Source organism: Methanobacteriaceae archaeon, from assembly GCA_013403005.1.
GTDB lineage: Archaea > Methanobacteriota > Methanobacteria > Methanobacteriales > Methanobacteriaceae > Methanobacterium.
Genome location: JACBOA010000017.1, coordinates 1 through 14420, shown reverse-complemented (window position 1 = coordinate 14420; position 14420 = coordinate 1). Strand labels below are relative to the sequence as shown.

General features: G+C 40.6%; 10 protein-coding genes. 5 read left to right on the top strand and 5 right to left on the bottom strand.

Features of this window, described 5'->3' with window-relative positions; all coding sequences use genetic code 11:
- Positions 1-167: 167 nt before the first annotated feature.
- From HVN35_10275 to HVN35_10255, 5 genes are all read right to left on the bottom strand, one after another.
- A complete protein-coding gene (locus tag HVN35_10275; protein NYB52927.1) occupies positions 168-566 on the bottom strand; it encodes a DUF126 domain-containing protein in 399 nt (132 codons plus the stop codon).
- A gap of 156 nt (positions 567-722) precedes the next feature.
- A complete protein-coding gene (locus HVN35_10270) occupies positions 723-1628 on the bottom strand; it encodes a hypothetical protein (GenBank protein NYB52926.1) in 906 nt (301 codons plus the stop codon).
- A 219-nt stretch (positions 1629-1847) separates the two neighbouring features.
- Positions 1848-2756: a hypothetical protein gene (locus tag HVN35_10265; protein ID NYB52925.1), complete on the bottom strand. Its 909-nt coding sequence runs from the start codon at positions 2754-2756 to the stop codon at positions 1848-1850.
- A gap of 179 nt (positions 2757-2935) precedes the next feature.
- Positions 2936-4291, bottom strand: a complete 1356-nt coding sequence (locus HVN35_10260; GenBank protein NYB52924.1) for an adenylosuccinate lyase — start codon at positions 4289-4291, stop codon at positions 2936-2938.
- A 163-nt stretch (positions 4292-4454) separates the two neighbouring features.
- Complete coding sequence (locus HVN35_10255; GenBank protein ID NYB52923.1) at positions 4455-4616, bottom strand: preprotein translocase subunit Sec61beta; 162 nt, start codon at positions 4614-4616, stop codon at positions 4455-4457.
- A gap of 412 nt (positions 4617-5028) precedes the next feature.
- Between HVN35_10255 and polC the strand changes: the two genes are divergently transcribed.
- The 5 genes from polC (at position 5029) to HVN35_10230 (ending at position 14119) form a co-directional block, all read left to right on the top strand.
- Complete coding sequence (gene polC, locus HVN35_10250; GenBank protein ID NYB52922.1) at positions 5029-8355, top strand: DNA polymerase II large subunit; 3327 nt, start codon at positions 5029-5031, stop codon at positions 8353-8355.
- 217 nt (positions 8356-8572) lie between these two features.
- Positions 8573-10879 (top strand): anaerobic ribonucleoside-triphosphate reductase, encoded by a 2307-nt coding sequence (gene nrdD, locus HVN35_10245; protein ID NYB52921.1) that lies wholly within the window; start codon positions 8573-8575, stop codon positions 10877-10879.
- 514 nt (positions 10880-11393) lie between these two features.
- Entirely contained in the window at positions 11394-12638 is a 1245-nt protein-coding gene (locus tag HVN35_10240; protein ID NYB52920.1) for an amidohydrolase, read from the top strand.
- Between the two features lie 433 nt (positions 12639-13071).
- Entirely contained in the window at positions 13072-13572 is a 501-nt protein-coding gene (locus HVN35_10235) for a hypothetical protein (GenBank protein NYB52919.1), read from the top strand.
- A 79-nt stretch (positions 13573-13651) separates the two neighbouring features.
- Positions 13652-14119: a nucleoside deaminase gene (locus HVN35_10230; protein ID NYB52918.1), complete on the top strand. Its 468-nt coding sequence runs from the start codon at positions 13652-13654 to the stop codon at positions 14117-14119.
- Positions 14120-14420: the final 301 nt, after the last annotated feature.

Sequence of the window (14420 nt, the reverse complement as noted above, 5' to 3'; positions counted from 1 at the left end):
AATGGGGGTTAAACTGTTTCTATGTATGTTTCTATTAGCATATATTCTTGTAGCATCTGTAATTACAGCTTATTTCATTAAACATTAATAATGATTTGATAAAAAAGGGTAATAAAGTTATAAAAACAATTTATATAAAGAATTGGCTTTTTCCCGTCCTTAACGATTTATTTTTTTATTTTAATTATTCCTGAATCCGCATCAACTTCAACAATATCTTTTTCTTTTAAAATTTTAAAAATATCTTCTTCTGGCTGGTCAACCATGGGGATACTGGCCATTATGGCGCCAGTGGCAATGATGGGCTCTGCTTCCAGGGCGATAATAGCCAGGGGTGCGGTCTTGTTTTTAGCCATCTGGAAGATAACGTAAGATCCAACAGTAGAACCCTTCCCAGAGGGCATAACCAGTATTTTCCCACTTATATTCTGCTGGTACAATTCGTGTTCTCGGTCTATCACATTTCCTGTCTGTGGATCAACACCGCCCAGGAAACTCAAAGGATCATGGGAGATAATCACTTCTCCCTCTGCAGTTCCCCTGGAAATTTTCCGACACTTAACAATGAGGCTCATGTTTTAATGTGTTCATAACTTATGGTATAAAAAAATAGGGAAGGTTAAAAAATAATAATATTAAAAAAAATAATAATCCACCTAAATTTGGGTTTTCTAATCTGGATTGGGTGAGATCAAACTCAAGATCCAGTTAAAAATTTTTGTCTATTCCAGTTCTAACTCCACACCACCGATAGCAGGTCTTAAGAAATTGTATAAGAGGGCCATTATAGCGTAAATTATGAAAGTGGCTATGAAGGAACCGATAGTATTCCCTAAGAAGTATCCAATCCCTCCCAGAGTATTACCAATCGCAAAGTACATGATAATCTGCGGTAGGGAAAACAGGAAGTTCAAAATGGTCAGTACCACGGCACTGATAAGAGCAAGGGGAATAGGTTTTATTTTTTTGATTTCAAAGAGGTTATCCTTCACTTCATTGAACTTAAACCTCACACCACCAATTTTGGGCGCCAGAAGGTTGTAGAATAGTGCCAGTAAAGCACTGTATATGAAGGTGAAGATGAAAACCACAACGGGGATTCCAATTATCATTAATATAATTCCAATAATTCCCAGGGCACCAAGGCCTCCTGAATCCGGCACAACACTTGAGGAGGTGCTGACTGCCGCAATGGCAGCACCCTGCAAAACCACCATTATCAGTGGAGCCACTATCAACATTAAGAGGAAGGAGAATATGGTGTAGAGAATGGAAACCATCAATGATAGGGGGATCACAGGCAGTGATCTGACCTCTTTCATATCATGCATTCCCAGTTTAATCCCTCCCACTTTTGGCACCAGGAGATTGTAGATAAAAGCCAGGAGGAATGATGATAAAATACTTAACAAAAAGGATCCAACCGGCAAAACCAGGATAATAGCCACAGCAGATGTTAACAAAATGCCGGTAATTGCACTGGCTGTTGATGGTAAGAATACAGCCACCAAGCCCAATATTAAAACTAAAATAACTGCATAAATTAGCCCCATAACTGCTGAAACTGCTGAAGACATCAGAGTGAAGGGTACAATGGTCACAGATTTTATTTCTTTCACTTCTTCCATTAACAGGCCTCCAAATTCGCAATATATTTTTTTATTTACCACTATTACTTCATAAGTTAAGCTATTTAATATAATTAATATAATTCACGGTTGAGAAAAATAAATATGTTAAAATTTGTTATTCAAGGGTAAAAAGAATCTTGAAATAATTTTATCAGGTTTAAATTATTTAAAGACAGTTAATAAAATAAAAAAAAGTTGGATAAATATTTTGATTTCTTATTGCAGCATGAGTTTGATTCCACCGATTTTTGTCTGTAAGAAGTTGTAGATCAGTGCGGCCAGTGCGAATATAATGAAGTACATTATAAACCAGCTTATGGCGTACATGATCAGCATGATTATTGCTGCAACAATGTCTCCGGTTAGTACGCCTATAATGAATCCATAGATTGCACCTAAAACAGCGATTACTACTGATAGTGATAGGGCTAGTGGTACTGCTGGGATGTTGGTAAGTTCAAATGCATCTCCAGATTCAGCGAATATGAGTTTCATTCCACCGATTTTTGGTATAATGATGTTGTAGAATATGGCAAATAGTGCAGTTACAATGAAAGTCATTATGAAAGCCACTATTGGATATAAGATGATCCAGAACACAGCCCACATACCGGACAATGCACCCATACCTGCGCCAGTGAACATGGATTCAATGGTGGCGTTACCTGTTGAACTAGCTGCTAATGGAATTATACCACTAATAAGTGAGAGCACAACTGAACCCCCCAGTCCCATGTACAAGCCCACTATGAATGTAATTATTGCGGATATACATGAAAGTATGAGGGCGGCAGGTACTACTGGAATTGATCTAACTTCATCACCTTCCATTCCCAGCTTAATACCACCTACTCTGCCAGCTAAGCCGTTGTAAAGTAATGCAACGACAAAGGTGTACAAAATATTCACGAAGAAGGCAGTGAGTGGGTAAAGGATGATTATACCAATTCCGAGCAGGCTAATGAATGCAGCAAAAAGACTTGCTCCGGGAATCAAAGCTGCGATAAGTCCAAAGGTTAGAACGATAATAATTGCTGCGATAAAAGCTAGAACTGCGTGTATCGATGATGACATCAGTGCAAAGGGTGTTATTTTCACTCCAGTAATTTCTTTGATATCGACCATTTTTTCACCTCCCTTTATAATTAGTAAGATATTGTATTTACTTGATTGGTATATTAATTTTTCGTTTCCAAATGGGTTAAAACCATTAAAACCAGTTAAAGGGTGACCAGACTAATTTAGGAAATAAAAAATGAAATGAAAGTAGAAAAAAAGTAGTAATTTTGTTGGAAATAATTCTGTTATTTTGTGAACCAACCTTTAGATTCATCCAAGACCCTTTCTACCACGCGAACTGAAGACCCCAAATAGGTATGGGGATCCATTATCTGGTCAATCTCCTGGGGACTTAGGTATTCATTTAACTCCTTTTGTTGGAGTATGACATCTTTTAAACTGATACCCTGTTTATTGGCTTTAAGAGCACACTTTCGAACCAGGGCATAAGCAGTTTGCCTCCCCATTCCCCTGCGGGTGAGTTCAGCCATAAACCTCTCAGCCATGATAAGCCCACCAGTGTGGTTGAGGTTCCGTTCAATATTTTCCGGGTAAAAGGTCAGTTTTTCCATTAATCGGATGGTTAAATTCAAGATGTAATCAGTGAGTATGGATGACTCGGGTAGTATAATTCTTTCGGCTGAGGAGTTAGTCAGGTCTCTTTCATGCCATAATGGATTATTTTGAAGTGCTGGTGAAGTGTAAGCCTTAACCACTCTTGAAACACCACATATTCTCTCAGCAGTTATGGGGTTCATTTTATGAGGCATGGTACTGGAACCAACCTGTTTCTCCGGGTCGAAACTCTCCCCTAATTCTTGAATCTCAGTTCTCTGCAGGTTACGTATTTCCAGTGCTATTTTATCCAGTGTACTAGCCAGATTTGCCAGATCCATAAGGTATTCGGCATGGTTATCCCTTTGCAGTACTTGGTTGGATATCAAGGCCGGTGGAAGTCCCAGAACTTCTGAAACCTTTAGATGAACATCCCATCCTTCTTCTCCCAGGGCAGCGGTGGTTCCCACTGCACCAGTCATCATCCCCACACAGAGCCTTCCTTTACACTCTTCCAGCCGATCATACTGACGGTGGAGTTCATCAGCCCAGAGGGCGAATTTCATTCCATAGGTGGTGGGTAATGCGTGTTGTCCATGAGTTCTGCCGATGCAGACTGTTTCTTTATGTTCATCTGCCAGAAATAGGATGATTTTGGTGAGGCGTTCCACCTTCTCCTGGATAATTTCAATGGATTCCCGGAGTAGGAGGGACTGGGAACTGTCAATAATATCATTGGAAGTGGCACCGAAGTGGACGTATTCTCCTGCATCACCATCACAAACTTCAGCCAGTGCTTTGACAATTGAGGCTATGTCATGGTTGGTTTCCCTTTCTATTTCAGCCACTCTTTCTGGAGTAACATATTTTGTGCTGGCTTTTCTCTTGATTTCAAGTGCTGCATCTTCAGGAATTAGTCCAAGCTGGGATTCAGCTTCAGCCAATGCTGCCTCTACTTCCAGCATCTTTTGAAGTTTATTCTCTGCTTCCCAGACTTTTTTCATTTCTGGTGTTCCATAACGAAATTCTATAGGGTGAATAGCCATGTTTAAACTCCTTATGAATATTTGAATATTTTCAATATAAGTTCATTAAGATTTTTAATATCTTAATAATTAATAAACACCAAAATTATTCAGTTTATAATAAATTAATATTTCCTCAAAATTTTTGCTCCTTAAACTGATTAGGTTAGAAAATAGTAGGAGTTCAGGAATATGAAAACCTGAGAGCGATACAGAAAACAGCCAGAACAACGGTAATAATAATCACCTGTTCAGGGCTGAGTTTGGGGCCTTTAGTTTCCTCTTCAAAGTATCTTACCAGGCCCGCTCCACTTGGTGGGAGATATTTCTTTTCTTTCTTTGCCAAATAAATCACCGTAATAGTTTAAATTAAATCATTTAATTTGATGTTACTATCATTAGATTGATTTTATATTTTTCCTATATTTTTTCCTGTGAAATTTTGTGAAATTTTTATTCATATCTATTTGCTCATTACAACCTTATAATGATAGTGGTATTAGAAAGTGCAAGGATTATTTTATGTTGTGATCAATTGAGGAGGTTATAAGTCTATAAGAATGACTTTTTGAAAAAGTATAAATCACCTCCTGAACAAGTAATTAGTAGGGTTGATTAAGTCCTGTTGGAACTAATATGGCTTAAATCACAATTTTGTTCCATTCAGTTGTTTGAGATTCATTAAAACCTCTTAAAATCTTATAGTTTGATTATTATTTTCAAATATAAGGATCAAATATAAGGATCAGGGAATTAGTATGGGATACTTTGAAACTTTAGAAGAAGAAACCAAAAGGGCTTATGATGTGGCCAGGGAAGCCAGAAAGAAGGGGCATGATATTGAAACTGAACCAGAAATTCCTCTGGCTAAAAACCTGGCTGAACGTGTTGAAGGGCTGGTGGGTCCTGAAGGGATAGCTAATCACATCAAAGAACTGGAAGAGGAGATGTCCAGGGAAGAAGTGGCTTTCCACGTGGCAAAGGAAATTGTAACATCAGATGAGGTTATGAAAGCAGACCCTGGAATCAAAGACCAGTATAAAATAAAGGAAGAAGCAGCTGACCAAGCACTTCGAACTGCTCTATCCATACTCACTGAGGGAGTGGTAGCCGCACCACTGGAAGGAATAGCTCGTGTGGCCATTAAAAGGAACTTTGATCAGAGCTGGTATCTGGCAGTGTACTTCACAGGCCCCATCAGAAGTGCAGGGGGAACTGCATCTGCACTGGCAGTGTTAATTGCTGATTACATTAGAATAAACATGAAATTGGATGTTTACAAACCCACTGAAAGGGAAATTGAAAGATACGTAGAGGAAGCAGAGCTATACGAGTCTGAGGTCACTAACCTGCAATACTCTCCTTCCCCTGATGAAATGCGATTAGCAGCCAAAAACGTACCTGTAGAGGTAACTGGTGAACCAACAGATCAGGTGGAGGTTTCTCACAGGGATCTGGAGAGGGTGGAGACCAATCACTTGCGTGGAGGAGCCCTACTAGCACTGGTGGAGGGTGTTATTCAGAAAGCTCCCAAAGTATTGAAGTATGCTAAAATGCTAAAGATTGAAGGATGGGACTGGCTGGGAGACCTGTCCAAGACCAAAAAATCATCACAGGATGATGAAACCAACAATGAAAAGGATGATGAAACCAAAGTTGATGATAAATACATGAAAGATATCATAGGGGGCAGGCCTGTATTGGCATATCCGCAGGCCAAAGGAGGATTCCGTTTAAGGTATGGTCGTTCCAGGAACACTGGTCTGGCAGCCATGGGTGTTCACCCTGCCACCATGGAGATAGTGGAATTTCTGGCTGTGGGAACGCAGATGAAAATCGAAAGACCAGGTAAAGGGAACTGTGTGGTTCCATGTGACAGTATTGATGGGCCAATTGTCAAACTCAGAAATGGTGATGTGATCAATGTTCAATCAGCTGCAGAAGCCCGAAAAATCAGATCCCAAGTGGTGGAAATAATCTATCTAGGGGATATGCTGGTGGCATTTGGAGAATTCTTACGAAACAACCACCCACTTTTACCTGCTGGCTGGTGCCAGGAATGGTGGATTCAAATGCTGAAAAAATCCCCTAAATATGATGAAAAACAGGAAGAAGAGATAAAACAGCATCTGCAGGATGATAAAATCAGTGCCAGGATGGCATTCATGCTTTCCAATCAGTACCAAATCCCATTACACCCTGATTACACTTACTTTTACCATGATGTAACCAGAAAAGACATAAACAGTCTTTTAGCATGGTTAACGCATGGGCTGGATGATAAAAATATTAAAAAAGATCTTTCACTCAATCTGGGCCCTGAGAAGAGGATACTGGAGTCTCTAGGAGTTCCTCACCAAGTCAAGGAAAATAAAATCATACTATCCTCTGATGATGCTTACGCACTTATCCACACCATAACCGCTCCCCTGAACACTGAAGACGATATTTCCACATTGGAAGCTTTGAACCAGGTGTCACCGGTTGAAATAATGGCCAAAGCACCCACATATCTCGGAGGAAGGGTTGGCAGGCCTGAGAAGACCAAGGAAAGGATGATGAAACCCGCACCACATGCCTTATTCCCCATTGGAATCCATGGGGGTAACAGGAGGAACATAATCGACGCGGCTAAAAAGGGAAGTATCACAGTTGAAATCGCCCGATGCAAATGTACCAATCCGGAGTGTGGCGTGGGGTCCATGCAAGCCATATGTCCAGTATGCGGAGCTCGCACAGTACCCAGCAGCTCCGGTAAAAAAAGGATCAACCTGGCCAACCTCCTCAAAAAAGCATATCAGAATTCAGGGGTTAGAAAACTGGATGAAATCAAGGGTGTGCAGGGAATGATATCTGAGGACAAATTCCCGGAACCTCTTGAAAAGGGCATACTCCGGGCTAAAAATGGTGTATATACATTCAAAGATGCTACCATTCGCCATGACTCTACAGACCTTCCTCTAACTCACTTTATTCCAAAGGAAATAGGTGTAAGTCCTCAAAAAATAAGGGAACTTGGATACACAACTGACATTCATGGTGAAGAAATCACCAGGGAAGATCAGGTGATTGAACTTCGCATACAGGATCTGGTAATCTCTGAAGCATGTGCCGAGTATTTGATGAGAGTTTCCCACTTCATTGATGATCTTCTGGTAAATTTCTATAAAATGGAACCATATTACCAGGTAAAAACCAAGGAAGACTTGGTAGGGCATCTGGCAGTGGGACTGGCACCGCACACATCTGCCGGAGTTTTGGGACGAATTTTAGGATTCACCAAAGCAGCAGCATGCTATGCACATCCCTATTTCCACTCAGCAAAGCGTAGAAATTGTGATAGTGACGAAGACTCAGTAATGTTACTCATGGATGCCCTTTTGAATTTTTCCAAGGTATATCTTCCCAGCAGCCGTGGGGGACGAATGGATGCTCCCCTGGTTCTCTCTTCCCGCATAGATCCAGAAGAAATCGATGATGAGTCCCATAATCTGGACACCATGGAAACTCTGCCTCTTGAATTCTATCAGAAAACCCTCGAGAATGCCAAACCCTCTGATGTCCAGGACCTGGTGGACAATGTCCATAAAAGATTAGGTAAAGAGGAACAATATGAAGGGCTCATGTATTCCCATGAAACCTCCAGCATCCATCAGGGCCCCAAGATATGCCTCTATAAAACCCTTCCCACCATGAAAGACAAGGTGAATGAGCAGATCAAACTGGCAGAAAAGATACGTGCCGTGGATCAAAAAGGAGTGGTGGAAGGAGTTCTAAACTCACACTTTCTACCAGACATCGCAGGGAACTCAAGGGCTTTTGCAAGGCAGAAAGTGCGTTGCACCAAATGTAACAAGAAATATAGGCGAATACCCTTAACAGGTGAATGTACATGTGGTAGTAATTTGATACTGAGCATATCCAAGGGTTCTGTGACTAAATATCTTGAAATATCCAAGGAACTGGCTAGTCGTTACCCTATAGATCCTTACCTGGTGCAGAGGATTGAACTTTTGGAGTTCGGGATTAACTCCCTATTTGAAAGTGACCGGTCCAAGCAGAGTTCACTTGACGTGTTCTTGTAGGAATATTGTTGTTATAATACTGGTGCTCTTATAAAAATAGTTGTCTTTATGAACAGTTTTGTTCATAGAACAGTTTGGGTAATAGAAACAATTTTATAAGATACAAATAGAAATAGAAAGTAAGTAAAAAACCCATAAATAGGGGGGTTAGAGGGTAGATTTTTATTAAGATTTAATTATTAATGTATTACTTTTTAAGGCGGAGGATGTGTGAAGAATGAAGGATGCTCGGATTATTGCTGCCATACCAACCAAGGCGGAAACTTGTGTTTTAAAAAACAATGGGATATTTGAGAAGTTCAGTCATGAAAAAATACTAAAATCCTGTCTTATGGCAGGCGCACCTTTATGGGCTGCGGAAAAAATCGCATCACAGGCTGCAGGGGCGGCCTATGATGGGGTCACCACCAAGGAAATCAAGATGTGGGTATATGACTCTTTGAAACGTGTTGACTCCAAGATGGCTGACAAGTATCTCCGCACTAACCAGTTAAGGGTGCGCACATCCAGAGACACCATTGAATCCTTCGACAAAACCAAAATCGAGAAAACTTTAATTGTAGAGACTGGTGCCAGCCCGGAACTAGCAGACCAGATAGCCACTGAGGTTTGGAAGGAGGTCAAAAAACTGGATGTGGAGTACCTCACTGCTCCCATGCTCAGGGAAATGGTAAACACCAAACTGGTGGAACACGGTCTGGAAACATACAGACGCCGCTACACCCGACTGGGGATACCGGTCTATAACATCACCAACCTCATAGAAAATGGAAGCCGGGACAACGCCAACATGATACACAACCCGGAAACCGTGCACAAATACGTGGCAGACGAGGCTCTTAAACAATACGCTCTACTCCATATATTACCTAATGAATTAGCCGATGCTCATATGGGTGGTGATATCCACATACATGACCTGGAATTCTTTGCAGGGCGTCCGCTTAACTGCTTACAGCATGATTTACGGTTATTCATTAAACACGGACTTAAAGTGGATGGAACTGGAGATCATACCAGTGTCGCTGGACCACCAAACCATATAGAAACCCTGATGAACCATTCAGGGGAGATAATGCTGGCCGCTCAGCAGAACATGAGTGGAGGCCAAGCTATGAGTCTCTGGAATATTTTCGTGGCACCATTTGCCCATGGACTGCCTTATGAGAAGGTAAAACAGGCAGTGCAGATGTTCATCTACAATCTTAACATGGCCTATGCTGCTCGAGGAAGCCAAGTACCATTCACCTCTATAAACCTGGAATTCGGTGTACCAGATTTCCTCCAGGATGTAGAAGCCTACGGACCAAAAGGTAAACTCGCAGGGGTTTACGGAGACTTTGAAGAAGAAACTCGCATGTTACAAAGAGCCTTCACAGAAACCCTGCTGGATGGTGACCGAGATGGTAAACCACACCTCTTCCCCAACACCATCTACGTGTTAAGGGATGAAATACTCAAGGATGAATATGCTGAAGATGTGGCTTTAGTCCATGAATTATCAGCTAAATACGGTAGTGCCTACTATGTGAACATGTTACCTGAATACCGCAATAACATGGCCAACTACATGGGATGCAGAACCAGTTTAGGGGATAACTGGACTGGAGACTGGGAACAGGACTGTTTCAGAACAGGCAACTTAGCCTATGTCACCATTAACCTGCCCAGAATAGCATACCAATCTAGGGATGAAGATGATCTGTTTGAATATCTGGATGGTCATCTGCGACTAGCAGAACAGGTTCTTCACTTGCGCCGGGAACAGGCTATGAAATGCCTCAATGACTTCAACCTCCTCCCATTCCTCACCCAGGAAACAGATGGTGGATGTTATTACCAGGTGGAAAACTCCACATTATCCTTTGGTTTCGTGGGCTTAAACGAAATGCTTCTCTCTCACTGTGGTGTAGGTATAGATGATGCTGATGCCAGAAAACTGGGAATAAAGGTTATAGAATTCATGAACCAGCGTGCCACTGAGTTGAAGGAGCAAACTGGCTACAGATGGACCGTACTCCAGACTCCTGCAGAATCCACTGCTTACAGGTTCGCCACCCTGGATCAGGAGAAATTTAAAAATGATACCATAACTCAGGGTGATGATCAGGCAGCCTACTACACCAACAGTAGTCATGTACCAGTAAACTCTGATGTCAATTTTGCTGAGAAAATCCGTATTGAGGAAAAATTCCACCCTCTAACCCTGGGCGGACACATTTTCCATGCTTTCATGGGAGAATCATACAGCGATCCACAAGCACTCATGAGCCTAACTGACAAGATAGCTAGGAAATCTGATATTGGCTTCTGGGCCTACAGCAGTGCCCTTAGTTTCTGCATAAAATGCAAAACCCTGATGAAAGGATTACAATCCAACTGCGCCACATGTGGAGAGGAAAAAGAGGTTGAATGGTATGACCGAATAACAGGTTACGTGCAACAAGTGGGAAGATCCAAATCAGCCTCAGGTGGATGGAATCCTGGTAAGATGAAAGAGTTGATGGACAGGAGAAGGTATTAAAATTTTTTAAAAAAACCTTTTTAAAAAAATCTCAAATTACAACTTCATTTTTTTTAATCTATAAAATCTTTTCATAGTTCTTTCCCCCCTCCCCCAAAATCACACGATTTTAAGCTTTAAAGCCTAATTATTCAGGTATCCTAATTAATGGATATTAATGGATTTAAATGGGATTTTAAATGGAAAGTTAATACCTTAATTAAATAATTCTAGCAAAAAGCATGAAGACGTTTTTAGGTGACCCTTCTGGCCAATCCATTGTTTAATCCAGTGTGCATGTAGATTTAATCTAAATAAGTCTTATTTTCGATTCAAGTCACCAGATAAAAAAAACCAAATAAAAAAAGGTGGGCGAGAGTCTAGATTCCATGGGTTTATTGCTCCTAATATTTTTTTAAACTTCATATCAGTTGGAAAATAAAATCATTCCAGCAAATTATTAATAGGATAAATAACATAAAATAGGGTGTTACCCGGATTTTAAAGGTTGATAGCAGCCTAAAGAGTGATATTAATGAACCCTGAGGCATTTTACAGATCCATAGATCAACTGGGATCTGATTTCAAATCTCAGCAAATAAAAATCTTTCGCTGGCTCCATCAGCACCCGGAGCTGGCCTATCAAGAATATGAAACCAGCCAGTACATTAAAAAATACCTGGGTCAGCTTCAGGGATTTGAAATCCATTCCATGGCCAAGACCGGAATTAAAGCAGTCCTTCGTGGTGATAAATCGGAACCCACAGTAGCTATCCGGGCGGATATTGATGCTCTCCCTGTGAAGGAGGAGACAAACCTACCTTATGCTTCCCATGTTAAAACGGAATACAATGGTCAGGAAACTTATGTGGCCCATGTATGTGGACATGATGCCAGCACCGCCGCTGCTCTGGGCACAGCAACAATTTTAAGCCAACTTAAGCATGAATTACCAGGAAATGTGGTTTTCCTTTTCCAACCAGCCGAAGAAGGCGCCCCTACTGGTACTGATGGGGGTGCATTACGTATGGTAGAAGAAGGAGCACTGAAAGACCCGGATGTTCAGGCCATATTCGGGTTTCATGCCAACAACACCTGCTACCCGGGTCAAGTTATGATCCGGGAGGGACCAACCCATGCCAGTCAGGACAGTATATTCATACGCATCTGGGGAGAACAGGCCCACGGTTCCCAACCCTGGAGTGGTAAAGACCCCATAGTAGCTGGAGCTTCCCTTATAAACTCACTTCAAACCCTCATAAGTCGAGAAGTAGACTTGCAGAAGGGTGCTGCTGTCATTACCGTAGGATACTTTTGGGGCGGAATAAAAGTCAATATAATCCCTGAGGGAGCTGAGATGGGTTTAACAGTCAGGTCACTTGATGAGGGTAATAGAGAAATTTTAATAACCCGTATTAAAGAATTGGCAGAGCTTAAAGCAGAAATGCACGGTTGCCAGGCAGAAGTGATATTCGGACAGCACTATCCCATGAATTTAAATCAGATAAATTTATATGAGAAAATGCTTCCCACAGTGGAAAGGGTTGCTCAGGCTAAAAATGTTTTATATTATTTGGCTTCAACAAAATCAGAAGACTTCTCATACTTTTCCAGGGAAGTTCCCGGTCTTTACATGTATTACGGGGCTGCACCCAGCGACAGGCCACTTTCCGAGGCCAAACCCAATCACCACCCAGAATTCATGGTTGATGAGAAAGCTATAAGTTTCGCCACCCGTTTAGAGTGTAATTTGATTTACGACTGTCTAAGAACAATCTAATATTATATTTATAGATTTATTCAGTCCGCATTTTCTTTCAGGAAATTTTTTTAAATTATGAACTATCATTTTTCCTATTTATTGTGAGATTTTTCACAACAAGTGGATTTCAAAAACACTAACCCTCAATAATCCCGGTGAATATCTTTCAGGGTAGCATAGGTTAAAAATAATAGACTCTAAAGTCTGATTTAGGGATCCAAAAACAACCACACCCAAACCTTTAACTGCATACTCGGTTCAATAAATCCACTTAAAACCCAGTTTATTAACTTTATTTTAGGTTTATTCTTTTTTTTAAATTTGTCTTCACATCCTTAAACATTCTTATTAAATTCATTTCATTTCATGATTTGTTTTTTTGATTTGAAGGGTTCACTTTAAATCCAATTAATTACACAATTAATTATGATAATCTATATGAGGTGAGGAAATGAAAAGGTTGATCTACATTTTAATGGTGGTTTCGCTGGTGGTTATGGCCTCGGGTTGTACCAGTGATCAATGGGCAACGAACAAAACTTACACTGGTAATGGGATAACATTCCAATATCCCGGAACTTGGAGTGAAAATGCAACCAAAAGCTTATCAACTCCATCTGGTTCAAGCAACATTGCTGCAGTGGGAACCGATGATGAAGCATTTGCCGTGGGAAGCATATCTGTTTCTGGCCTCGACGCTGCAAGCATCCAGACAGTACTCAATCAACTGGTGCAGCAGTACCAGTCACAGGGATTCGGAGCTTCAAAATCAGTAAATGTTGATGGAACAACTGCAACCATGATCACATCAACCAACAAGGACGCAGACGGATTTTACACAACAATAGCATTCTGGGTTAAAAACAACAGCCTCTTCTATGCTGCTTATGTATCCAAAACTACTGACACCCAGACCATGGAAAAAATACTGGGAAGCTTTAAAGCAACATAAAAAACCCATTTTTTTCTTTTTTTCTCATTTTTTTCCTATTTTTCCTATCCACAGAATGAACCATGTCCAAATGATTACCATGTTACTTGAAGATCATAAATACATGTTAGAAGCGATTAAAGAGGCTAAAAAAAGCCTCAGAGAAGGTGGAATTCCAATAGGGGCTGTGCTTGTTCAAGACGGGATCGTGGTGGGGCGAGGTCACAATCAAATGCTTCAAAAGGATTCGCCCATCCTGCACGGGGAAATGGACTGTATACAGAATGCAGGACGCCTTAAAGGGGCAGATTACAATAAATCAACACTATACACGACATTATCTCCATGCACCATGTGCTCTGGAGCTATTTTGCTTTATAATATTTCCAGGGTAGTAATTGGGGAAAATAAAACTCTCATCGGACCTGAAAAACTTCTTGAAGAAAATGGGGTTGAAGTGGTGGTTCTGGGAATTGATGAATGCCGGGAACTTTTAGAAAAGTTCATTGAAGATAATAAGGAAATCTGGGATGCTGAAATGGAAAGAGTCGGTTACAGCACCCAGTAGTTTTCATGAATTTAATGAAGCTTCATATTTTTTTTATGATTATAGTTATATCTCCGTAGGCATTGATAGTATTCACTAACATAATACTTTATATGTTTTGTTGATTAATCAGTTATTAGAGATATTGGATATTAAGATAACATTGGGGGGGTCATTTTTATGGATATAGGAGATTATAGTTAATTACGAAACTTATTTAACTGATTAGTTACAGATATTTTTTTATGGTTGGGAAAAGCAAAATTAAAATAGAGAATCATTTAACTATTCAAGAGTTAGATGAGATTATTTCTGAGCTTAG